Here is a 21518-nt window from a genome sequence, read left to right on the forward strand (position 1 = left end):
CGATAAGCGTGGATAATACGCATAATCCGCCGGAAGTGGTATCCGGCTAAGCCAAAAACAGAGAGTGACATCATGGATATCGTATTTATAGAACAACTCACCGTGTTCACCACCATTGGCGTTTACGACTGGGAACAGGGCATGCAGCAGAAGCTGGTGCTCGATGTCGAAATGGCGTGGGACAACCGTCAGGCGGCGGTGAGCGACGATGTGAACCACTGTCTGAGCTACGCCGATGTCACCGAAGCAATCCTCAGTCATCTGCAGGGGCAGCGTTTTGCGCTGGTCGAACGGGTGGCAGAAGAAATCGCCGATCTGTTGATGAATCGTTTCAAAACGCCCGGTGTACGCGTGAAGGTAGGTAAACCGGGGGCTGTCGCCCAGGCGGCGAGCGTGGGCGTGAGAATTGAGCGCGGGACTATTCCTAAATAAATCCTGCGTGATTGCCATCACAATGAAACCAAACCAAATTATGGTGTGTCTCAGTGGAGGCCGCTGCGCTGATGAAGGGGAAGTGACCGAAATCCTTAAGGTTTCCTTCAGCAAGGTGCAGGCATAATTTCAGGCGGTAGCGGTGCGCGACCGCCTTTTTACTGTTTAAAACGGATAGAGGGTAAAATTTGATGGCAGACATTCATCAGCTATGGGTAGCTGCAATCCTGGGGGTTGTGGAAGGCCTTACGGAGTTCCTGCCGGTCTCATCCACAGGCCACATGATTATTGTTGGCCATTTGCTGGGGTTCGAGGGTGAGAAGGCGGAAACCTTTGAAGTGGTAATCCAGCTGGGCTCCATCCTCGCCGTAGTGGTGATGTTCTGGCGCAGGCTGTTTGGCCTGATCGGCATTCACTTCGGCCAGGAGCGCCACGAAGGCGTCGGCAGCGGAAAACTGACGCTGATTCACATCCTGCTGGGTATGGTGCCGGCGGTAGTGATTGGCCTGGTACTGCATGACCAGATTAAAACCCTGTTTAACCCGATCAACGTGATGTACGCGCTGGTGGTGGGCGGCGTGCTGCTGCTGGCGGCGGAATATCTCAAGCCAAAGCAGCCGAAAGCGGTCGGCATTGATGACATCACCTATCGCCAGGCGTTTATGATTGGCTGCTTCCAGTGTCTGGCGCTGTGGCCGGGCTTCTCGCGTTCCGGTGCCACCATTTCCGGCGGTATGCTGATGGGCGTCAGCCGCTATGCGGCGTCCGAGTTTTCCTTCATCCTCGCGGTACCGATGATGATCGGTGCTACCGGACTCGATCTCTACAAGAGCATGGGTTTCCTGACGATGCAGGATTTCCCGATGTTTGCCGTGGGCTTCGTGACCGCCTTTATTGTCGCGCTGCTGGCGATCAAAGTGTTCCTTGAGCTGATCAAACGTATCTCGTTTGTGTCGTTTGCCATCTACCGCTTTATCGTCGCGGCAGCGGTTTACGCCATCTTTATGTAATACGCGAGGCGCGGCCGGTTACGCTGGCCGCGCGTCGATTAACCCTTCCTGCAACGCCAGCACGCGCCGACGCGTCAGCTCTTCCCGCACCGCCGCGCCTGTGAAACCGGCCTCGACCACCGCTTTGGTGGGCACCGCCTGCGCCAGCGCAAACGCGCGCCGCAGATAATCGCCCTGCGGATAAGCCATGCTCTCCAGCGTCGTGCGCCCACGTGCGTCGGCTTCGCTGGTCAGTGCCATCTTTTCCACGCGATCGGGCTTGCGCCAGGCGTCGATGCGGTCAAACAGTGCCACCAGCGCGTCAGCCGGCTGGCGTTCAATGGTGTGCACCACATCGTGAAACTCCGTCACTACCAGGGCCAGATCGCGCACCTGGTTCGGCACGCGCAGTCGCCGGCACAGCGCTTCAACAATCGGTACACCGGCCGGGCCGTGACCATGATGGCTCGGCCACTTCTCTGGCGGCGTCAGCGCTTTACCCACATCGTGGAACAGCGTGGCGAAGCGCACGTCAAGCTGGTCGGAGAGCGCTGCGGCCATGGTCAGCGTCATCAGCGCGTGGACGCCGGTATCGATCTCCGGATGCCACTTAACGGGGGCCGGAATGCCGTACAGGTTGTCGATTTCCGGGAACAGCACCTGCAATGCATCGCAGTCGCGCAGCAGCTGGAAATAGACCTGAGGATTGCGCGTCAGCAGCGCTTTTTCCGTCTCTTTCCACACCCGCTCTGCAGTGAGATGCGCCAGTTCACCGCTGTGCGCCATCTCGCGCATCAGCGCCTGGGTTTCGGGGGCCACACGGAAATTGAGGTGGGCGAAACGGGCAGCAAAACGCGCCACGCGCAGCACGCGCAGCGGATCTTCATTAAAAGCTGCCGACACGTGACGCAGGGTGCGCTGCTGCAAATCCTGCTGGCCGTGATAAGGGTCGATCAGCGTGCCGTCAGCGGCCTGCGCGATGGCATTGATGGTCAGATCGCGACGCTGTAAATCCTGCTCCAGCGTCACGTCCGGCGCGAACTGGGTCACGAAGCCGGTATAACCGTTGCCGCTTTTGCGCTCGGTGCGCGCCAGCGCATACTCTTCGCGGCTTTCAGGGTGTAAAAAAACCGGAAAATCCCGGCCCACCTGCTGATAGCCCTGCGCCAGCATGCTGTCGGGCGTTGCGCCCACCACCACCCAATCTCTATCTTTTACCGGCAAACGCAGTAAGGCATCACGCACTGCGCCACCGACCAGAAACGTCTTCACTCAACCACTCCAGAGGCAATCCACTTTTGCGTGCTGCGCACGCTTGTTACGTTATTGTTGCATACTTTGGCGAAAAAGCGGGCATGCCAAAAGGGGCATCTTACGATCCCCTCCAGGCAAACCACAAATGGCGTGGTGGCTTTAATTCATCCAGCGATCGTTTTTCTTGCGGCGCGGCACCATGTGCGGCAGCAGCAGACCGAGCAGCAGACCGACGCCGAGCACGCCGCCGCCATACATAAACCACTGCATGATGATGGTGCGCTGTTTGTCATCCAGCTGAACGTTAGCGGCGCTGACCTTCTTCTGCGCCACAATCAGCTCGTTGCGCAGCTTCTGATTCTCTTCTTTCAGGCCGTTGATGGTGCCGTCGCTGTTGGCCACCTTGTTCTGCATCTCTGACGTACGCTGATTCCAGCTGTTATCAATGTTCGCCAGTTTGTCGGTCAGCTCTTTGACCTGCTGCTCCAGCTGCGGCACGCGGGTGCGCAGGCTGGGGGAGGCGCTGAGCTGCGACAGCGGGATCCAGTTAGTTTTGCCTTCTGCATCGCGGATTTGCGCGTACTGCGAGTCATTATTGGTTTGCAGCAGCGTGACTTCCTCCCCGGCATTCAGCTTGCCAACCAGGCGATACTGATCGCCAGGGCCGCTGCGTACCCAGGTGGATAATTCGTCGGAGATGTAACGTTTTTCATCGGCCGCGTGGGCCGGTGCGATGGCGCTGAAAGCCAGCAAAGAGAGGGCGGCAAGTGAGATTTTTTTCATTCGATATCGTTTTTTCATGATGGGCGTAAATTTACCGGCACAGTCTGGAGTCGCTTCGCATAAATCTGAATGAGAACTATCCTGGTCTCAATGCGGTGCGAAAAGGGTCGTAAAAGCACAAGAAAGCAGAGACAGCAGGCTTGCGGTGCATTACTCTTCGCCAGATTAAACTCGTAAGTGCCAGCAGCGTATTGAATAAAAAATTATGACCATCGAAATCGAATTAAAGTTCATTGCCACCCCGCAAGCCGCCGAAAAACTGGCGCAGACGCTTGCCGCCTGGCCACATCAGCACCACGCCGCGCGTGAGCTGACCAACATCTATTACGAAACCGATGACAACCAGCTGCGCCGCTGGGATATGGGCCTGCGGATTCGCGGCGTGGATCAGCGCTATGAAATGACGCTGAAAACCGCCGGCAAAACGCTGGGCGGCCTGCATCAGCGTCCGGAATACAACGTCGACCTCAGCGAGCCGCAGCTGGACATTGCCCGCCTGCCGGCAGAGATCTGGCCGCAGGGTACCGATATTGCCGCGCTGCAGCCGCGTTTGCAGCCGCTGTTCAGCACCCATTTCCAGCGTGAAACCTGGCTGGTGAGCGTTGGCGACAGCGAAATTGAAGTGGCTTTCGATTGCGGCAGCGTTGCCGCAGGGGAGCTGAGCGAGCCGTTGTATGAAGTGGAGCTGGAGCTTAAGCGTGGAACCCGCAGCGATATGCTGACCTTCGCCAGTGCGCTGATCGCCACGGGCGGCCTGCGCCTCGGCAGCCTGAGCAAAGCGGCACGCGGTTATCAGCTGGCGCAGGGCAACGCGCCGCGACCGCTGCGCGCGCTGCCGCTGCAGAAAATTGCCGCCAAAGCCACAGTGGAGCAGGGCATGGTTCACGCCATGAGCGCGGCGCTCGGCCACTGGCAGTACCATGAAGAGGTCTGGCTGCGCGGTAACGAAGACGCCCGGGCACGGGTAATTGAAGCGCTGGAAACGCTGCGTCAGGCGTTTTCCCTGTTTGGCACGCTGGTGCCGCGCAAGGCCAATAGCGAACTGCGTCAGAAGCTGACCCGGCTGGAAGAGCTGCTGGCGGACAGCGAGGCCAGCGTAGAAACCGTCTGCTTCTCACCGACCTCGGTTGAAGCCCAGTTAGCACTTACTCACTGGCTGGTGGAGTCGCAGTGGCAGCCGTGGCTGGACGAGAAGAACAAAAGCAAGCTACAGGGCTCGTTTAAACGCTTCAGCGACATCATGCTGGGGCGCATCGGCGCGGATCTGCGTGAAACCTTCGTCGACGTGCAGCTGTTCAATGAATTTCAGGACAAAGCTACGCGCCTGAACCGCCAGCTGCTGGCGGTGCATCTGCTGGCGGGTGCATATCCGGCTGAAGAAGTCAGCCAGTGGCTGGCAGGCTGGCAGGAGTTGCAGCACGCCATTCGTGAAAAACAGGAGCGCGGTCTGATTCAGCTGGTCAATCTGGCGATCCGTCAACCGCCGTTCTGGCTAAATAACGGTGCGAAACGCTAAGGCTACGGCACCATCAATCATCAGGGAGGGAAGATGTCGTTACCGTTACCGGCGCTGATGCAGGCGCAGCTCGCCAGCGTGGCAGAACGTCTGGGCCTGCCGCTGACGGCGATCACGCCGCAGCAGGCTGCCGCACTGACCTTTAGTGACTTTATCGTGGACAACCTGCAGCAGCATCCGGCGTGGTGGCAACAGCTGCAGCAGCAACCGCCGCAGCCCGAAGAGTGGCAGCACTATGCGGCCTGGCTGGCAGCGGCGCTGCAGCCGGTGGATAACGAAGCCTCCCTGATGCGCGAACTGCGCCTGTTCCGTCGTCATATGCTGGTGCGCATCGCGTGGATGCAGGCGCTGGAGCAGGCCAGCACCGGGCAGAGCCTGACGCAGCTCAGCACGCTGGCGGAAGTGCTGATTACCGCCGCGCGCGACTGGGTGTGGCAGGATTGCTGCCGCGATTTCGGTACGCCGTGCAACGCCGCCGGCGAAGCCCAGCCGATGCTGATTCTCGGTATGGGCAAGCTGGGCGGCGGTGAACTCAACTTCTCTTCCGATATTGACCTGATCTTTGCCTGGCCGGAAAACGGCGTCACCCGCGGCGGCCGGCGCGAGCTCGACAACGCGCAGTTCTTTACCCGCATGGGGCAGCGCCTGATCAAGGTGCTGGATCAACCTACCGTCGATGCCTTTGTTTATCGCGTGGATATGCGCCTGCGCCCGTTCGGTGACAGCGGTCCGCTGGTGCTGAGCTTTGCCGCGCTGGAGGATTACTACCAGGAGCAGGGTCGTGACTGGGAGCGCTACGCGATGGTGAAAGCGCGCCTGATGGGCGACGACGGCGGCCACTGGAGCCAGGAGCTGCAGCAGATGTTGCGCCCGTTCGTCTATCGCCGCTACATTGATTTCAGTGTGATCCAGTCGCTGCGTAACATGAAAGGCATGATTGCCCGCGAAGTACGGCGGCGCGGCCTGAAGGACAACATCAAACTCGGCGCCGGCGGCATTCGCGAAACCGAATTCATTGTCCAGGTGTTTCAACTGATTCGAGGTGGACGTGAGCGCTCACTTCAGCTGCGTTCGCTGCTGCCGACGCTGCAGGCCATCGGTGAGCTGGCACTGTTAATGCCGGAGCAGGTTGACCATCTGCGTGACGCCTACCTGTTTTTACGCCGGCTGGAGAATCTGCTGCAGAGCATCAACGATGAGCAGACGCAGACGCTGCCGGAAAATCCGCTCGATCGCCAGCGCCTGGCCTGGGCGATGGGCATGGCGGACTGGGCGACGCTGCTGGCACAGCTGGAACAGCACATGGCCGGCGTGCGCCACATTTTCGACGAGCTGATAGGCGATGATGCGCCGGATATCGACGATCAGCCGCAGCTGGCGGAGTTCGCCAGCCTGTGGCAGGACGCGCTGGAAGAGAGCGATTTGCTGCCGGTGGTACCGCAGCTGCAGGCGGAACAGCGCCATGCGCTGTATCGGGCGCTGAATGATTTCCGTCAGGATGTCAGTCGCCGCACCATCGGCCCGCGCGGCCGGCTGGCGCTCGATCAATTAATGCCGCGCCTGCTAAGCGAAGTGTGCGCGCGTGACGATGCCGATGTGGTGCTGGCGCGCCTGACACCGCTGCTGCTTGGCGTATTAACGCGCAGCACCTATCTCGAGTTATTGACCGAGTATCACGGCGCGCTGCGTCATCTGATTCGCCTGTGTGGCGCTTCGCCGATGATTGCCAGCCAGCTGGCGCGCTATCCGCTGCTGCTGGATGAACTGCTCGATCCGGCCACGTTGTATCAGCCCACTGCCACCGATGCCTATCGTGATGAACTGCGCCAGTATCTGCTGCGCATTCCCACCGATGATGAAGAGCAGCAGCTGGAAGCGCTGCGCCAGTTCAAGCAGGCACAGCATCTGCGTATCGCCGCCGCCGACATCGCCGGAACCCTGCCGGTGATGAAAGTGAGCGATCACTTAACCTGGCTGGCGGAAGCGATCATTGAATCGGTGGTGCAGCAGGCGTGGCAGATGATGGTGCAGCGCTATGGTCGCCCTTCGCACCTCACCAGCGACAGCGAGCGCGGCTTCGCCGTGGTCGGCTACGGCAAACTGGGCGGCTGGGAACTGGGTTACAGCTCGGATCTCGATCTGGTGTTTCTGCATGACTGTCCGGACGATGCCGAAACCGACGGTGAACGCGTTATCGACGGGCGTCAGTTTTACCTGCGTCTCGCCCAGCGCGTCATGCATCTGTTCAGCACCCGCACCTCGTCCGGCATTTTGTATGAGGTGGACGCGCGCCTGCGCCCCTCTGGCGCGGCCGGCATGCTGGTCAGCACCTTTGCTGCCTTTGACGACTATCAGCGCCATGAAGCCTGGACGTGGGAACATCAGGCGCTGGTGCGCGCGCGCATCGTGTTTGGCGAACCGGCGCTGTGTGAGCGCTTCGATGCGATCCGGCGCGGTATTCTGTGCCTGCCGCGTGAAGGCGCGAAGCTGCAAACCGAAGTGCGTGAGATGCGTGAGAAAATGCGCGCGCACCTCAGTAACAAGCACAAAGGCCGCTGGGAGATTAAAACCGATGAGGGCGGTATCACCGATATTGAATTCATTGCGCAGTATCTGGTCTTAGGTTACGCCGCCAGCCAGCCGGCGCTGACGCGCTGGTCGGATAACGTGCGCATTTTTGAACTGATGGCGCGCCACGGCATCATGGCTGATGAGGAAGCGCAGGCGCTGACGCACGCTTACGTCACGCTGCGCGATGCGCTGCACCATCTGGCGCTGCAGGAACTGCCGGGTCATGTCGATCCGGCATCGTTCGCTGACGAACGCGCCGTGGTGCACGCCAGCTGGCAGCGCTGGCTGGCCGCGAGCGACGCGGATGACACGGAGCAGTGAGCCTGGCGGCTTCTATGCTATTATCCGCGCATTATTTTGACTGAACGTTGAAGTCTGGAGTCTCTGCATGAAAGTAACACTGCCCGCGTTTGGCAAGGCCGCTGTGCTGGTTGTCGGCGATGTGATGTTAGACCGCTACTGGTACGGCCCGACCAGCCGGATCTCACCGGAAGCCCCGGTGCCGGTGGTTAAAGTGGATACCATTGAAGAGCGTCCGGGCGGCGCGGCCAACGTGGCGATGAATATCGCTGCACTCGGTGCGGACTCGCGCCTTATCGGCCTGACCGGTGCAGATGACGCTGCGCGCGTGCTGCGCGAAACGCTGGCGCAGGTGAAGGTTGAGTGCGATTTCGTCGCCCTTGATAGCCATCCGACCATCACCAAGCTGCGCGTGCTGTCGCGCAACCAGCAGCTGATTCGCCTCGACTTTGAAGAGGGCTTTGAGCAGGTCGACCCGCAGCCGATTCACGATCGCCTGCGTCAGTCGCTGGCACAGGCGGGCGCGCTGGTGCTGTCTGATTATGCCAAAGGCGCGCTGAGCAGCGTGCAGACCATGATTCAGCTGGCGCGTGCGGCGCAGGTGCCTGTACTGATCGACCCGAAAGGCACCGATTTTGAACGCTATCGCGGCGCGACGCTGCTGACGCCCAATCTGTCCGAGTTCGAAGCGGTGGTGGGCAAGTGCAAAAGCGAAGAGGAGATTGTCAGCCGCGGTATGCAGCTGATTGCCGATTACGATCTCTCCGCGCTGCTGGTGACGCGTTCGGAAAACGGGATGACGCTGCTGCAGCCGGGCAAAGCGCCGCTGCATCTGCCCACTCAGGCGCAGGAAGTGTATGACGTCACCGGTGCCGGCGATACGGTGATCGGCGTGCTGGCCGCAGTGCTGGCTGCCGGTGAAAGTCTGGAGGATGCCTGCTTCCTCGCCAATGCTGCGGCTGGCGTGGTGGTCGGCAAGCTCGGGACTTCAACCGTCAGTACCGTGGAGCTGGAGAATGCGATTCACGCGCGGCCGGACAGCGGCTTTGGCGTGATGACCGAAGCCGAGCTGAAAGTGGCGGTGGCGCAGGCGCGCCAGCGCGGTGAGAAAGTAGTAATGACCAACGGCGTGTTCGACATTTTACACGCCGGCCATGTCTCTTACCTGGCCAACGCGCGCAAACTGGGCGATCGCCTGATCGTGGCGGTCAACAGCGATGCTTCCACCAAACGTCTTAAGGGCGAAACCCGCCCGGTGAACCCGCAGGAAAACCGCATGATCGTGCTGGGTGCGCTGGAAGCCGTAGACTGGGTGGTGCTGTTTGAAGAGGATACGCCACAGCGGCTGATTGCCGAAGTGCTGCCGGATCTGCTGGTGAAAGGCGGTGATTATAAGCCGGAAGATATCGCGGGCAGTAAAGAGGTGTGGGCCAACGGCGGTGACGTGCGGGTGCTCAACTTTGAAGACGGTATCTCCACCACCAACATCATCAAAACCATTCGCAATCAGTAAACACGTAGCCGGCGGGAGCGAACTCCCGCCGCGTAAACCTTATTGAGGCGTATCGATTTTGCCTGCCGGATCTGGCGTGATCACCGCCGGAGCCGGGGCCGCCGGACTTTCACTTTCCAGCTTCGCCAGACGCTGCTCCAGCGCCGCCAGTTTTTCACGCGTGCGCAGCAAAACCTGGGTCTGCACGTCAAACTCTTCACGATTAACCAGATCCATGCGGGTTAACTGCGCCTGCAATACCTGACGAATTTTCTTTTCCACATCGTCGCCAAAGTCGCGAATACCTTTTGGCATCGCTTCGTGCACCTGGCGCGCCAGTTGTTCAATTTTTTTCGTGTCGATCATGGTTGTTTCCTGGTTACGGTGGCTGATAACAGCGCGTGTTCCGACTCATCAAGCATTAAGTGTAATGCCAGAAACGAAAAGGTTAAACCCGAAATCCGCAACGCATGAAGTGCAAAAGCATTTGCACTTTTGTTGATTGCCCGACCAGGTGATTGGCGCTATAGTAATTCCGCTTATTCTCAGGGCGGGGCGAAATTCCCCACCGGCGGTAAATCAGCTTCGGCTGAAAGCCCGCGAGCGCTTTCGCTGTACAGTGAAAGGTCAGCAGATCCGGTGTAATTCCGGGGCCGACGGTTAAAGTCCGGATGGGAGAGGGTAACGACATCAGCCGGGCTGCGCCCGCGTCACGTTATTGCCATGTGTTTTCTACGCACTCCTAAGCTCGCCCTGGTTCTGGTAACTCATATTTTATTAATAAGGTTTTTTTACCATGAATCAGACGCTTCTTTCTGAATTTGGCACGCCGGAACAGCGTGTAGAACGCGCCATTGATGCGCTGCGCAACGGGCGCGGCGTGATGGTGCTGGACGATGAAAATCGCGAAAACGAAGGCGATATGATCTTCGCCGCCGAAACCATGACCGTGGAACAGATGGCGCTGAGCATTCGTCACGGCAGCGGCATTGTCTGCCTGTGCATTAACGAAGCGCGCCGCCAGCAGCTGGATCTGCCGATGATGGTAGAGAACAACACCAGCTCTTACGGCACCGGTTTCACCGTGACTATTGAAGCGGCCAGCGGCGTGACGACCGGCGTATCGGCCTCCGACCGTATTACCACCATCCGCGCGGCGATTGCCGATGACGCTAAACCGTCCGATCTGAATCGTCCCGGCCACGTATTCCCGCTGCGCGCGCGCGACGGCGGCGTACTGGCACGCGGCGGCCACACCGAAGCGACGCTCGATCTGGTGACGCTGGCGGGCTTCAAACCTGCGGGTGTGCTGTGCGAACTGACCAATGATGACGGCAGCATGGCGCACGCGCCGGAAGTGATTGCGTTTGCGAAGCAGCACGCCATGCCGGTGGTGACCATTGAAGACCTGGTGGCCTGGCGCCGCCAGCATGAAACCCGTCAGGCCAGTTAAGCCGACGTGAAATAAATAAGGCCGGATGTGATGCATCCGGCCTTTTTTTATGATTAACGGCTGGCGTAAAAAACGTGATTACCTATCACCACGGTACGCTGGAAGGCGTGGCGCCACGCCGGTCTGGCGCTGTGCGCATGAAAGAAGGTCGCGCCCTTTGTCACATCCGCCAGCTTACCCTCGACAATCCGCTGGGCCAGGCGCTGCGCGCGCTGCCAGCTTTTGTCATGCTGCGGCGGATGGCGATGGGGATGTTTGTGCAGAGACGTCCAGGAGAACTGTTTGGGTGCGTACACCACCGGACAGATCTCTTTGACGTCCCAGTTAGCCCGGTTCATGGTGACAGTGCCGACGGCAATCTGCCCCTTTACCGGTTCGCCGCGCGCTTCATGATAGATATTCATCGCCAGGCATAAAATGGCTCCCTGAATTAACATAACACTCCACTGCTTTCTAAGAGTCGCGTGGAGTGTAATGAGCCCGCCGTCGGGTGTTAACAAGACCCGTCTCGACTACGCCTTAACAAGCCTAACCCGTTGAGAGATAAGGCCGAAGTGGTGATGAATGAGACGAATCTCGCGTCAGCCTACCCCGCTGGTTTGCAGCAACGTCAGGCTCAGGCCCATCACCGTCATGCCGCACAGTACGCCGTAGCTGGGATTGTTATGCGGGTCGATTTCGCGCGCCAGCGGCATCAGTTCATCCACGGACAGCGCCACCATAATGCCCGCCACCGCCGCCATAATCGCCGCAATCATCACCGGTGAGACCGCCGGCCCCAGCAGCAGAAAGGCGATGATGCCACCAAGAATCTCCGCCATGCCGGACAGGCAGGCCCAGAACAGCGCTTTGGCTTTCGAGCCGGTGGCGGCGTACATCGGTCCGGCCACCGCCAGCCCTTCCGGAATATTATGGATCGCGACGGCCAGCGCGATGCCCAGCCCCAGTTCCATGTCGCTGCTGGCGGTGACAAAGGTGGCAATGCCTTCGGGAAAGTTATGCAGGCTGATACCGAGCGTCAGCAGGATCGCGGTGCGTTTCAGGTTGGTGGGGCGGCGATTGACCGCCATCAGGTCCTGCGGATGCTGGTGCGGCAGCAGGCGATCCATGGCGAAATAACCCAGTAAGCCGAGCATGAACATGCCGTAGCCAAGCACCGGCGACATCCCTTCCGCATGCAGCGCGGCGGGCAGCATCTCCATCAGGGAAATCAGCAACATGATGCCGGCGGCAAAGCCGAGCGCAAAGGCCAGTACGCGGTTCGACGGCTTTTGACCGAGCACGCCAAAAATAGCGCCGACGAAGGTGGCACCGCCAGCCAGGATGGTTAGCAGCAAAGGTACTGACATAATGGGCTCCTTAATGATAATGATTACCAGTTACAATATAGTTAACCCCATAAAATATCGAGTTATTTAGCGTAAAGTTATGTCGGCAAAATCTTGTTCAAATTTGCTGATAAACATCATCACGCTTATCAGCGTTTTTCCCCTGGCGAAAGCGCGTATCGTGACAGTCATTAACGCGATCCCGACGCCAGAGGATGAATAATGACCCGCATGCCCGCTCTGTTTCTCGGCCACGGCAGCCCGATGAACGTATTAGAAGACAACCGTTATACCCGCGTATGGCAGCAGCTGGGCGAAACCCTGCCGCGTCCGCGCGCTATTCTCGCCATCTCGGCGCACTGGTACACGCGCGGCACGGCGGTGACGGCGATGAGCAATCCGCGCACCATCCATGATTTTGGTGGCTTCCCGCAGGCGCTGTTCGACGTGCGCTATCCGGCGCCGGGTTCGCCAGCGCTGGCACAGCGCGTTATCGATCTGCTGGCGCCGGTGGCGGTGCAGGCCGATCAGCAGTGGGGCTTTGATCACGGCTCGTGGGGCGTGCTGGCGAAGATGTATCCACAAGCGGACATTCCGTTGATTCAGCTCAGCATCGATGGCACCCAGCCGGCGGCGTGGCATTTTGCGCTGGGACGTAAACTGGCGGCGCTGCGTGACGAAGGTGTGATGCTGGTGGCCAGCGGCAACGTGGTGCATAACCTGCGCATGATTCGCTGGCAGGGTGCGGAAAGCGCTTATCCGTGGGCGGAGAGCTTCAACCAGTTTGTGCGCGATAATCTGGACTATGAAGGCGAGGCGGCGCAGCATCCGCTGGTGAATTATCAGCAGCATGAAGGCGCGCAGCTGGCTAACCCGACGCCGGAGCACTATCTGCCGCTGCTGTATATTCTCGGCGCGCGAGCTGAAGGTGAGGCGGTGAGCATCCCGGTGGAAGGCATGGAGATGGGTTCGATCAGTATGCTGTCAGTGCAGGTTGGCTGACACCTGTGCCGCCCGCAGACCGGGCGGCACGTGCATTACTCAATAAATGTGTGCGGATAGAAACGCGACAGATCCTGGGTGATCAGCGCACGATCTTCGCGCAGACCGATACCGGCAGGCTGATCGTCAATCAGCCAGCTGCCAATCAGCGTATAGCTGTCGCCAAACTTCGGCAGCGGCCAGAACTGCTGGACGATCATGCCCTCTTCGCCATAAGGGCCATCGGCGCGCGCGATTTCCTGACCGTTTTCCACGATGGTGATATTGGCACCTTCGCGGGAAAACAGCGGTTTCACCACATATTTTTCCATCTGCGGCGCGCTGGCATCATCGGCAAACCAGGCGGGCAGCAGGTTAGGATGGTTGGGGAACATCTCCCACAGCAGCGGCAGCAGCGCTTTGTTGGAGAGAATGCTTTTCCACGCCGGCTCCAGCCAGCGCACGCCGGCATCGGCCAGCTTGGTCGAGAACATCTCGCGCAGCATGAATTCCCACGGATAGAGCTTGAACAGGTTACTGATCACCTGATCGTGCTGATCGGTAAACTGACCTTTTTCGCCCAGCCCGATCTCATCAATGTAGAGAAATTCACTCGGCAGACCGGCTTCAGTGGCGCAATCCTGCAGATACTGTACCGTGGCGCGATCCTCTTCCGTATCGCGACAGCAGGCAAAGTGCAGCCAGTTAAAACCGTGCTGCTGGTGCAGCGTGGCGAAGCGCTCAATCAACTGCTCTTGCAGGCTGTTGAATTGATCGCTGCCCTGCGGCAGGTTGCCGGCGTTGAGCTGATCCTCCAGCCAGATCCACTGGAAAAACGCCGCTTCGTACAGCGAGGTTGGCGTATCGGCGTTGTTCTCCAGCAGCTTGATCTCGCCTGTGCCATCCCACGCCAGATCGAGACGTGAATAGAGCGACGGCTGACGCTGCTGCCAGGATTCGCGCACGAAGTCCCAGGTGTGTTTCGGAATACAGAAACGGGTGAGCAGCGCTTCGCTGTTCACCACTTTTTCGACCGCCTGCAGGCACATCTGGTGCAGTTCGGCGGTGGCCGCTTCCAGCTGTTCAATTTGCGCCAGCGTAAACTGGTAATAAGCGTCTTCGCACCAGTAGGGTTCGCCATACATGGTGTGAAACTGAAAGCCGTACTCGGTCGCCTTTTCGCGCCAGTTCGGACGTTCGCTGATAGCAATACGTTGCATGCGCGGGCTTAGCCTCCCAGCGAGCGGCTGCCGGTGCTGGTGGCACTGCTACGCTGCATGGTGTTCTGTTTGGCTACCGTCTCACCAAAGCCGCCACGGGTGATGGTGGACGTAGTGGCCGGTTTCGGCGCCAGCGCGGTTTTCGGCACGTTTACCGTCCGGCCGGAGGTGGCCGCACCGTAGTTCTTACCGGAAGCATCAACAAACTGGCCGTTTGCCGGGCTGTTAGGGGTTTTTGGCGAGAACAGCGGCTGCTGCGCAAAGCCGGCACCGCCGCCCATCAGACGACCCATCATGTAGCCGGCCATCAGAGGCATCCAGAAGCTGCCGCTCTGCTGCGCTTCAGCGTTGTTCGCCGTGGTACCGACGCCCGCCTGTGCCGGGGTTTGCTGACACTGGTTTTCGCCGAATTCCGCGACGCAATCTTCACGCGTGGCGTATTTTGGCGCGGTGCGCTCAGCCTCTTTCAGCGCGTTGTTGTAAGCGGTGGTGCACTGGGCGCTTTGGCCCGGATTGGCTTTCGCACAATCATCGGCGTTCTGGTACATCGAAACCGTTTCATCGCTCTGTTCGCAGCCTGCCAGCATAAACACGGCGGTGACCGCCAGTGCGACCGGCGTTAAATGGCGTGCCTGCCAGCTTTTACGGAAAGCGGCATGACGAATATTTTTTGTCCGTTTCATTATCTTCATCCTGTGCCCAAAGGTGGGGCTTAGGATAGGTGATGAGTGGTGGAAAATGAAGCGGGAAGCCGGGTGGCAAGGGGATCTTTACGTTGTTATACGTTTGAATGCGAAAGGGGCCGCAAGCGGCCCCTTGAAGGCTTAATTAGCGAAAGGATTGGCACTGTTACGTGCCGCGGCCGGACGGGCCTGAGCGGCGGCGGAAGCGGAGGTCGCTTTCGGGCCGTTATCCACGCGCGCGGCCTGCTGGCTGTTTTCCGGCGCGACCACTTCTGGCGAGGTCGTCACTTCTTTGCCCAGCGTGCTGTTCAGCTGCTGCAGATCCTGCTCGTTCAGCGTGCCCAGCGCATATTTGATGTTCAGCTGGTTGATCAGGTAGCTGTAACGCGCATTCGACAGCTGCTGTTTAGCGTTAAACAGCGTGGTGGTCGCGTCTAACACATCAACGATGGTACGCGTACCCACCTGATAACCGGCTTCCGAGGCATCTAATGAGCTCTGCGCCGAGATAACCGACTGTTTGTAAGCGTCGATGCTGCTGATCGAAGCGTTCACGTTATTGAACGAAGAACGGACGGTCTGGATCGCGCTACGATGCGCGCCTTCCAGCTGCTCGCTGGCGGCGACAAAGTTATACTGCGCCTGTTTCACCTGCGAGGTCACTGAACCGCCGCTGTACAGAGGCAGTGAGAAGCTCAGGCCAACCTGGTTGGAGCCCGTGATTGAATCAGTGGTACCGGCGCTCTGATTAGCGCGACTGCCGCCGTATTTGCTGTTCGACAGACCGGTAGAAGCGGTCAGATCCAGCGTCGGCATGTGGCCGGACTCGGCGGAGCGAATCTGCTCACGCGCCAGATCCTGGCTCAGACGGGCAGACAGCAGGTTGAGGTTACGGCTCTCAGCCTGTTTCAGCAGACTGGACACCGCTTCCGGACGCGCCGTTTTGAAACGATCGATATTCAGTGACGCTAGCGACAGATAATCCATGCCGGTGATCTGACGCAGCGATTCCACCGCGTTATCCAGATCGTTACGCGCGGTTACTTCGTTGGCCAGCACGCTATCGTATTGAGCACGGGCGTTCTGCACATCGGTGATGGCCACCAGACCGACGTTAAAACGCTGGGTGGTCTGATCCAGCTCGCGGTAGATCGACTGTTTCTGCGCTTCAGTGTAAGAAAGCGTATCAATGGCCTTCAGCACGTTGAAATAGGCGGTTGCGGTGTTCAGGATCAGATCCTGCTGCGCTACCTGATAAGTAACGTCCTGAATGCCGGCCGTTTTTTCCTGCAGCGTCAGCGCACGCCATTTCGACATGTCGAAAATCGTTTGCGTTAATTGCAGCGAGGCGCTGGTCGTGTTGGAATGGAGACCGCTGTTGTCGCGATAGCCGCTGTTATAGGTATAATCTGCACCCAGACCCAGCTGCGGCAGCAACGGGCTACGCGCTTCGTTAATTTTCTCAAAAGCAGCGTCGCGATCGGCGGCTGAAGCACGCAGATCCGGGTTGCTGAGGCGCGCCTGCTGGTAGACCTGCAACAGGTTTTCTGCCTGGCTGGCAAGGCTGAAACCGCCCAGGCTCAGTCCAATAAAAAGTGGGAGCAGTTTTTTCATTTGCATTCCTTGTGTTGCAGCAAATGCACAGAGAGTGTGCTGCAGGTAAGCCAAAAAATAATCGCCGATTCTACAGAGGCGGCGTCAGAGATAAGTTGGCTGAACGTGCCTTCTCCCCCTAATTTACGTAAATAATTCAGAAAGAACCACTCGGACGGAGCACAAGGGTTGGCTTTTCTTCGCTCCATCCCAATCTGCATAAGGAACCAGATGATGGCGGGTGAAAAAAAATCCCCTGTGACTTTCACAAAAAACGATGTAGAAATTATTGCACGCGATACTCGCTACGATGGTTTTTTTTCCATCGTCAGTTACCGCTTCCGCCACCGCCGTTTCAATGGCGACATGAGCGGTGAAGTGGTGCGCGAAGTTTTTGAGCGCGGACACGCTGCCGTGCTGCTACCCTATGATCCCCTGCGCGACGAAGTAGTGCTGATCGAACAGATCCGCATCCCGGCCTATGATTCCAGCGCCACGCCCTGGCTGCTGGAGATGGTGGCCGGCATCATTGAACCGGGTGAAACGCCGGAAGATGTGGTGCGTCGTGAAGCGGTCGAAGAGGCTGGCCTCAAGGTTGGCCGCGTCAAACCGATAGTGAATTACTTAGCCAGCCCCGGCGGAACCTCTGAGCGTTTGTCGGTGCTGGTGGGCGAAGTGGATGCCAGCCAGGCAGAGGGAAATCACGGGCTGGAGGAAGAGAATGAGGATATTCTTGTGCATGTGGTAAGCCGCGAACAGGCTTATCGCTGGGTGGAAGAGGGGATTATTGATAACGCGGCATCTGTCATCGCTCTGCAATGGCTGGCGTTGCACCATGAGAAACTAAGAGAAGAGTGGAAGCCAACATGAAACAGCGCTATACCCCTGATTTCCCCGAAATGATGCGTCTGTGCGAAACCAATTTCGCTCAGCTGCGCCGCCTGCTGCCGCGCAGTGACGAGGCAGGTGCGTCGGTGATGTATCAGGTGAACGGCGCCAGTTATCAGCTGACTATTGAAGAGTCGACGCGCTATACCACGCTGGTGGAGATCCGCCAGGTGGCACCCGCAGTGAGCTACTGGAGCCTGCCGTCCATGTCGGTGCGGCTCTACCATGATGCGATGGTGGCTGAAGTGTGTTCCACTCAGCAGATCTATCGCTTCAAAGCGCGCTATGATTATCCTAATAAAAAATTGCATCAGCGCGATGAAAAACATCAGATTAACCAGTTCCTTGCCGACTGGTTGCGGTACTGCCTGGCGCACGGCGCGATGGCCGTGCCGGTGTGCTGATAGCGATACCCTGAATCCGCACGGGTATATAACGCAACGATAGCGTGGAGAGAAAGGAAACGCTTTGGATAGCCTGCTAACTCTTCCTGCGGCAAATGGGTCCGATATCAGGATTTTACAAATTACGGATACCCATCTTTTCGCGGGAAAACATCAATCGCTGCTTGGAGTGAATACCTGGTCGAGTTTTGATGCGGTGCTGGACGCCATCGCGGCGCAACAGCGCGATTACGATCTGATTATCGCCACTGGCGATCTCGCCCAGGATCACACCGTCGAAGCTTATCAGCATTTTGTTGCGGGCATTGCGCGTCTGCCGAAGCCGTGCGTCTGGCTGCCGGGCAATCACGATTTTCAGCCAGCGATGGTGGATACGCTGGCACAGGCCGGCATCGCCGCGGACAAGCATGTGCTGCTCGGCGAGCACTGGCAGCTGGTGTTGCTGGACAGCCAGGTTTTTGGCGTGCCGCACGGCATGCTGAGCGACTATCAGCTGGAGTGGCTGGACCGCACGCTGCGTCAGTTCCCCGAACGCTACACGCTGGTGCTGCTGCACCATCATCCGCTGGCCTCTGGCTGTACCTGGCTTGACCAGCACAGCCTGCGCAATCCGCATCAGCTGGATGCGGTGCTGCAAAACTTCCCGCTGGCGCGCCACCTGGTGTGCGGCCACATTCATCAGGAGCTGGATCTCGACTGGCACGGCCGCCGCGTACTGGCGTCGCCTTCGACCTGCGTCCAGTTCAAACCGCACTGCACCAACTTCACCATTGATACCGTGGCGCCCGGCTGGCGCTGGCTGACGCTGCAGGCGGATGGCACGCTGCACACCGAAGTGAATCGTCTGCAGAGCGATCTGTTCCGTCCGGATCTGGATTCCGAGGGCTACTAAACCATGGCGGCGCTGATTTATCTGCACGGATTCAACAGCTCACCGCAGTCGGCTAAAGCGACGCAGTTACAGCAGTGGTGTCAGGCGCAGCATCCGCACATTGAGGTGCTGGTGCCGCAGCTGCCGACTTTTCCCGCTGAGGCTGCTGCGCTGCTGGAAGAGTTGGTGATGCAGTATGCCGGGGAACCGCTCGGGCTGGTGGGGTCATCGCTCGGTGGTTATTTTGCCACCTGGCTGTCGCAGTGTTTCATGCTGCCGGCGGTGGTGGTGAATCCGGCGGTGCGGCCGTTTGAACTGCTGGTGGATTATCTGGGTGAAAACCGGAATCCCTACACCGGCCAGCAATATGTGTTAGAGTCTCGCCACATTTACGATCTGAAAGTGATGCAGATTGACCCTCTGGAAGCGCCCGATCTACTCTGGCTGCTGCAACAAACCGGCGATGAAGTGCTCGACTATCGCCAGGCGCTGGATTACTACAGCGCGTGCCGTCAGACGGTAGAAGAGGGCGGCAATCATGCCTATATCGGATTCGAACGCCATTTTGCGCAGATGATTGATTTTCTGGGACTGAATACTCCCTGATGCTGCGGGATGGGCCCATTTTCCTATTGCTAATCAGACTGTTACGATGAGCCAATCTAGCTATAATGCTGACGCCATTGAGGTTTTAACCGGCCTCGAACCGGTACGTCGCCGTCCGGGCATGTACACCGATACCACACGCCCTAACCATCTGGGCCAGGAAGTGATCGATAACAGCGTCGATGAGGCGCTGGCCGGTCACGCCAAACGCGTGGAAGTCATCCTGCACGCCGATCAGTCGCTGGAAGTGATCGATGATGGCCGTGGTATGCCCGTCGATATCCACCCGGAAGAGGGCGTGCCAGCGGTCGAACTGATTCTCTGTCGCCTGCACGCCGGCGGTAAATTCTCCAACAAAAACTACCAGTTCTCCGGCGGCCTGCACGGCGTGGGGATTTCGGTGGTCAACGCCCTGTCGAAGCGTGTGGAAGTCACGGTGCGCCGCAACGGTGAGATTTACCAGATCGCCTTCGAAAACGGCGATAAAGTGCAGGATCTGGCGGTGATTGGTACGGTAGGCAAACGTAACACCGGCACCAGCGTTCACTTCTGGCCAGACGAAAGCTTCTTCGACAGCCCGCGCTTCTCGGTCTCCCGCCTCAAGCACCTGCTGAAAGCCAAAGCGGTGCTGTGCCCGGGCGTCGAAATTGTCTTTAAAGACAAGGTGAACGATACCGAGCAAACCTGGCTGTATCAGGATGGCCTGACGGATTACCTGAGCGAAGCGGTGAACGGCCTGCCAACGCTGCCGGAAAAACCGTTTGTCGGCAGCTTTGCCGGCGATGTGGAGGCGGTCGACTGGGCGCTGCTGTGGCTGCCGGAGGGCGGCGAGCTGCTGACCGAAAGCTACGTCAACCTGATCCCAACCATGCAGGGCGGAACGCACGTTAACGGCCTGCGTCAGGGCTTGCTCGACGCGATGCGCGAATTCTGTGAATACCGCAATATTCTGCCGCGCGGCGTGAAGCTGTCGGCGGAGGATATCTGGGATCGCTGCGCCTACGTGCTGTCGGTCAAAATGCAGGATCCGCAGTTTGCCGGACAGACCAAAGAGCGTCTCTCCTCACGCCAGTGCGCGGCGTTTGTCTCGGCGGTAGTGAAAGATGCCTTCAGCCTGTGGCTCAACCAGAACGTGCAGGCTGCCGAAATGCTGGCCGAGCTGGCGATCTCCAGCGCACAGCGTCGTATGCGCGCGGCGAAAAAGGTGGTGCGTAAAAAGCTGACCAGCGGACCGGCGCTGCCCGGCAAGCTGGCCGACTGTACCGCGCAGGATCTGAATAAAACCGAACTGTTCCTGGTGGAAGGGGATTCTGCGGGCGGCTCCGCCAAGCAGGCGCGCGACCGTGAATATCAGGCGATCATGCCGCTGAAAGGCAAGATCCTCAACACCTGGGAAGTGTCGTCGGACGAAGTGCTGGCGTCGCAGGAAGTGCATGATATTTCGGTGGCGATCGGTATCGATCCGGACAGTGAAGATCTCAGCCAGCTGCGCTACGGCAAAATCTGTATCCTCGCGGATGCCGACTCTGACGGCCTGCACATTGCCACGCTGCTGTGCGCGCTGTTTGTGAGGCACTTCCGCTCGCTGGTGCAGCAGGGCCACGTCTATGTGGCGATGCCGCCGCTGTACCGCATCGACCTCGGTAAAGAGGTGTATTACGCGCTTGATGAAGACGAAAAAGAGGGCGTTCTGGAGCAGCTGAAGCGGAAAAAAGGCAAGCCGAACGTGCAGCGCTTTAAAGGTCTGGGTGAGATGAACCCGCTGCAGCTGCGCGAAACCACGCTCGATCCCAATACCCGTCGTCTGGTGCAACTGACGGTCGACGAAGAAGACGTCGAGCAGACGTTACGGATGATGGACATGCTGCTGGCGAAGAAACGCTCGGAAGACCGCCGCAACTGGCTACAGGAAAAAGGCGACCTCGCCGACCTCGAAGTGTGATGCAAACGGGACGCTGCGGCGTCCCTTTTTTATGCCGGCAACACGCGCTATCGCTGCCCGTCCCGATCTATCCCATCGCCGCATGTCCGTTAATAAAAACCGCGTGTGCGCGGCATAACCAGGCCGCCTGCTGACCCGGGTCAGCGATAATCCCTGCGTTTTGCTGCATTGTGGTATCCTGCCGCTGCTGAACGTGGAGCAATCTACCTCAG

General features: G+C 58.8%; 20 protein-coding genes and 1 riboswitch. Of the genes, 12 read left to right on the top strand and 8 right to left on the bottom strand.

The window, feature by feature from the left end:
- Positions 1-72: 72 nt before the first annotated feature.
- A complete protein-coding gene (gene folB, locus AC6I8P_RS02670) occupies positions 73-432 on the top strand; it encodes a bifunctional dihydroneopterin aldolase/7,8-dihydroneopterin epimerase (RefSeq protein WP_021509625.1) in 360 nt (119 codons plus the stop codon).
- Positions 433-623: 191 nt separating this feature from the next.
- A complete protein-coding gene (gene bacA, locus AC6I8P_RS02675) occupies positions 624-1442 on the top strand; it encodes an undecaprenyl-diphosphate phosphatase (RefSeq protein ID WP_031280132.1) in 819 nt (272 codons plus the stop codon).
- A gap of 18 nt (positions 1443-1460) precedes the next feature.
- Here the strand turns inward: bacA and AC6I8P_RS02680 are convergent, their stop codons facing one another.
- Complete coding sequence (locus tag AC6I8P_RS02680) at positions 1461-2693, bottom strand: multifunctional CCA addition/repair protein (RefSeq protein WP_498030943.1); 1233 nt, start codon at positions 2691-2693, stop codon at positions 1461-1463.
- Positions 2694-2834: 141 nt separating this feature from the next.
- Positions 2835-3458: a TIGR04211 family SH3 domain-containing protein gene (locus tag AC6I8P_RS02685; protein ID WP_104188252.1), complete on the bottom strand. Its 624-nt coding sequence runs from the start codon at positions 3456-3458 to the stop codon at positions 2835-2837.
- Positions 3459-3663: 205 nt separating this feature from the next.
- Here AC6I8P_RS02685 and AC6I8P_RS02690 point away from each other — a divergent pair, with 205 nt between their 5' ends.
- The 3 genes from AC6I8P_RS02690 (at position 3664) to hldE (ending at position 9358) form a co-directional block, all read left to right on the top strand.
- Positions 3664-4974 (top strand): CYTH domain-containing protein, encoded by a 1311-nt coding sequence (locus AC6I8P_RS02690; RefSeq protein WP_498030944.1) that lies wholly within the window; start codon positions 3664-3666, stop codon positions 4972-4974.
- A 33-nt stretch (positions 4975-5007) separates the two neighbouring features.
- Positions 5008-7866 (top strand): bifunctional [glutamate--ammonia ligase]-adenylyl-L-tyrosine phosphorylase/[glutamate--ammonia-ligase] adenylyltransferase, encoded by a 2859-nt coding sequence (gene glnE, locus AC6I8P_RS02695; protein WP_498030945.1) that lies wholly within the window; start codon positions 5008-5010, stop codon positions 7864-7866.
- A 67-nt stretch (positions 7867-7933) separates the two neighbouring features.
- On the top strand, positions 7934-9358 hold the full coding sequence (hldE, locus tag AC6I8P_RS02700) for a bifunctional D-glycero-beta-D-manno-heptose-7-phosphate kinase/D-glycero-beta-D-manno-heptose 1-phosphate adenylyltransferase HldE (protein ID WP_021509620.1): 1425 nt from the start codon (positions 7934-7936) through the stop codon (positions 9356-9358).
- Positions 9359-9397: 39 nt separating this feature from the next.
- Here hldE and ubiK read toward each other — a convergent pair whose 3' ends face one another.
- On the bottom strand, positions 9398-9703 hold the full coding sequence (gene ubiK / locus AC6I8P_RS02705; protein WP_010618705.1) for a ubiquinone biosynthesis accessory factor UbiK: 306 nt from the start codon (positions 9701-9703) through the stop codon (positions 9398-9400).
- A gap of 171 nt (positions 9704-9874) precedes the next feature.
- Positions 9875-10024, top strand: a riboswitch (FMN riboswitch).
- Positions 10025-10133: 109 nt separating this feature from the next.
- On the opposite strand from ubiK, the gene ribB reads away from it, so the two are divergent.
- Positions 10134-10790 carry a 3,4-dihydroxy-2-butanone-4-phosphate synthase gene (ribB, locus tag AC6I8P_RS02710; RefSeq protein ID WP_010618704.1) on the top strand — a complete coding sequence of 219 codons (657 nt, stop codon included), beginning with the start codon at positions 10134-10136 and terminating at the stop codon, positions 10788-10790.
- 53 nt (positions 10791-10843) lie between these two features.
- On the opposite strand, the gene AC6I8P_RS02715 is transcribed toward ribB, so the two are convergent.
- Both AC6I8P_RS02715 and zupT read right to left on the bottom strand, forming a co-directional pair.
- On the bottom strand, positions 10844-11227 hold the full coding sequence (locus AC6I8P_RS02715; protein WP_021509619.1) for a cell wall hydrolase: 384 nt from the start codon (positions 11225-11227) through the stop codon (positions 10844-10846).
- A gap of 144 nt (positions 11228-11371) precedes the next feature.
- Positions 11372-12139: a zinc transporter ZupT gene (zupT, locus tag AC6I8P_RS02720; protein WP_021509618.1), complete on the bottom strand. Its 768-nt coding sequence runs from the start codon at positions 12137-12139 to the stop codon at positions 11372-11374.
- Positions 12140-12349: 210 nt separating this feature from the next.
- Here zupT and ygiD point away from each other — a divergent pair, with 210 nt between their 5' ends.
- The gene (gene ygiD, locus AC6I8P_RS02725; protein ID WP_370445707.1) at positions 12350-13120 is read left to right on the top strand and encodes a 4,5-DOPA-extradiol-dioxygenase; all 771 of its coding nucleotides are present in this window, start codon (positions 12350-12352) and stop codon (positions 13118-13120) included.
- 35 nt (positions 13121-13155) lie between these two features.
- Here the strand turns inward: ygiD and AC6I8P_RS02730 are convergent, their stop codons facing one another.
- From AC6I8P_RS02730 to tolC, 3 genes are all read right to left on the bottom strand, one after another.
- Positions 13156-14319: a glutathionylspermidine synthase family protein gene (locus tag AC6I8P_RS02730; protein WP_021509615.1), complete on the bottom strand. Its 1164-nt coding sequence runs from the start codon at positions 14317-14319 to the stop codon at positions 13156-13158.
- An 8-nt stretch (positions 14320-14327) separates the two neighbouring features.
- Positions 14328-15002: a DUF1190 family protein gene (locus tag AC6I8P_RS02735; protein WP_021509614.1), complete on the bottom strand. Its 675-nt coding sequence runs from the start codon at positions 15000-15002 to the stop codon at positions 14328-14330.
- Between the two features lie 141 nt (positions 15003-15143).
- Positions 15144-16616, bottom strand: coding sequence for an outer membrane channel protein TolC (gene tolC / locus AC6I8P_RS02740; protein WP_058776524.1), 1473 nt, complete (start codon positions 16614-16616; stop codon positions 15144-15146).
- A 213-nt stretch (positions 16617-16829) separates the two neighbouring features.
- Here tolC and nudF point away from each other — a divergent pair, with 213 nt between their 5' ends.
- The 5 genes from nudF to parE all read left to right on the top strand — a co-directional run bounded on the left by nudF (position 16830) and on the right by parE (position 21306).
- Entirely contained in the window at positions 16830-17465 is a 636-nt protein-coding gene (gene nudF, locus AC6I8P_RS02745) for an ADP-ribose diphosphatase (RefSeq protein ID WP_021509612.1), read from the top strand.
- Positions 17462-17887: a DUF1249 family protein gene (locus tag AC6I8P_RS02750; protein WP_021509611.1), complete on the top strand. Its 426-nt coding sequence runs from the start codon at positions 17462-17464 to the stop codon at positions 17885-17887. The genes nudF and AC6I8P_RS02750 overlap by 4 nt, the downstream gene beginning before the upstream one ends.
- A gap of 64 nt (positions 17888-17951) precedes the next feature.
- Positions 17952-18779: a 3',5'-cyclic-AMP phosphodiesterase gene (gene cpdA / locus AC6I8P_RS02755; RefSeq protein ID WP_136547119.1), complete on the top strand. Its 828-nt coding sequence runs from the start codon at positions 17952-17954 to the stop codon at positions 18777-18779.
- 3 nt (positions 18780-18782) lie between these two features.
- Entirely contained in the window at positions 18783-19364 is a 582-nt protein-coding gene (gene yqiA / locus AC6I8P_RS02760; RefSeq protein WP_058771368.1) for an esterase YqiA, read from the top strand.
- A 46-nt stretch (positions 19365-19410) separates the two neighbouring features.
- Entirely contained in the window at positions 19411-21306 is a 1896-nt protein-coding gene (parE, locus tag AC6I8P_RS02765; protein WP_021509608.1) for a DNA topoisomerase IV subunit B, read from the top strand.
- Positions 21307-21518 lie beyond the last annotated feature (212 nt).

The sequence above is a fragment of the gamma proteobacterium symbiont of Lampromicra miyakona genome (genome assembly GCF_059730895.1).

Bases quoted from the DNA above. Each gene is read 5' to 3' on its own strand.
- AC6I8P_RS02735 (WP_021509614.1), bottom strand. From the start codon at position 15,002: ATGAAACGGACAAAAAATATTCGTCATGCCGCTTTCCGTAAAAGCTGG.
- parE (WP_021509608.1), top strand. From the start codon at position 19,411: ATGAGCCAATCTAGCTATAATGCTGACGCCATTGAGGTTTTAACCGGC.
- AC6I8P_RS02685 (WP_104188252.1), bottom strand. From the start codon at position 3,458: ATGAAAAAAATCTCACTTGCCGCCCTCTCTTTGCTGGCTTTCAGCGCC.
- AC6I8P_RS02690 (WP_498030944.1), top strand. From the start codon at position 3,664: ATGACCATCGAAATCGAATTAAAGTTCATTGCCACCCCGCAAGCCGCC.
- zupT (WP_021509618.1), bottom strand. From the start codon at position 12,139: ATGTCAGTACCTTTGCTGCTAACCATCCTGGCTGGCGGTGCCACCTTC.
- ygiD (WP_370445707.1), top strand. From the start codon at position 12,350: ATGCCCGCTCTGTTTCTCGGCCACGGCAGCCCGATGAACGTATTAGAA.
- bacA (WP_031280132.1), top strand. From the start codon at position 624: ATGGCAGACATTCATCAGCTATGGGTAGCTGCAATCCTGGGGGTTGTG.
- ubiK (WP_010618705.1), bottom strand. From the start codon at position 9,703: ATGATCGACACGAAAAAAATTGAACAACTGGCGCGCCAGGTGCACGAA.
- ribB (WP_010618704.1), top strand. From the start codon at position 10,134: ATGAATCAGACGCTTCTTTCTGAATTTGGCACGCCGGAACAGCGTGTA.
- AC6I8P_RS02715 (WP_021509619.1), bottom strand. From the start codon at position 11,227: ATGTTAATTCAGGGAGCCATTTTATGCCTGGCGATGAATATCTATCAT.
- yqiA (WP_058771368.1), top strand. From the start codon at position 18,783: ATGGCGGCGCTGATTTATCTGCACGGATTCAACAGCTCACCGCAGTCG.
- hldE (WP_021509620.1), top strand. From the start codon at position 7,934: ATGAAAGTAACACTGCCCGCGTTTGGCAAGGCCGCTGTGCTGGTTGTC.
- glnE (WP_498030945.1), top strand. From the start codon at position 5,008: ATGTCGTTACCGTTACCGGCGCTGATGCAGGCGCAGCTCGCCAGCGTG.
- tolC (WP_058776524.1), bottom strand. From the start codon at position 16,616: ATGAAAAAACTGCTCCCACTTTTTATTGGACTGAGCCTGGGCGGTTTC.
- folB (WP_021509625.1), top strand. From the start codon at position 73: ATGGATATCGTATTTATAGAACAACTCACCGTGTTCACCACCATTGGC.
- AC6I8P_RS02750 (WP_021509611.1), top strand. From the start codon at position 17,462: ATGAAACAGCGCTATACCCCTGATTTCCCCGAAATGATGCGTCTGTGC.
- AC6I8P_RS02730 (WP_021509615.1), bottom strand. From the start codon at position 14,319: ATGCAACGTATTGCTATCAGCGAACGTCCGAACTGGCGCGAAAAGGCG.
- nudF (WP_021509612.1), top strand. From the start codon at position 16,830: ATGGCGGGTGAAAAAAAATCCCCTGTGACTTTCACAAAAAACGATGTA.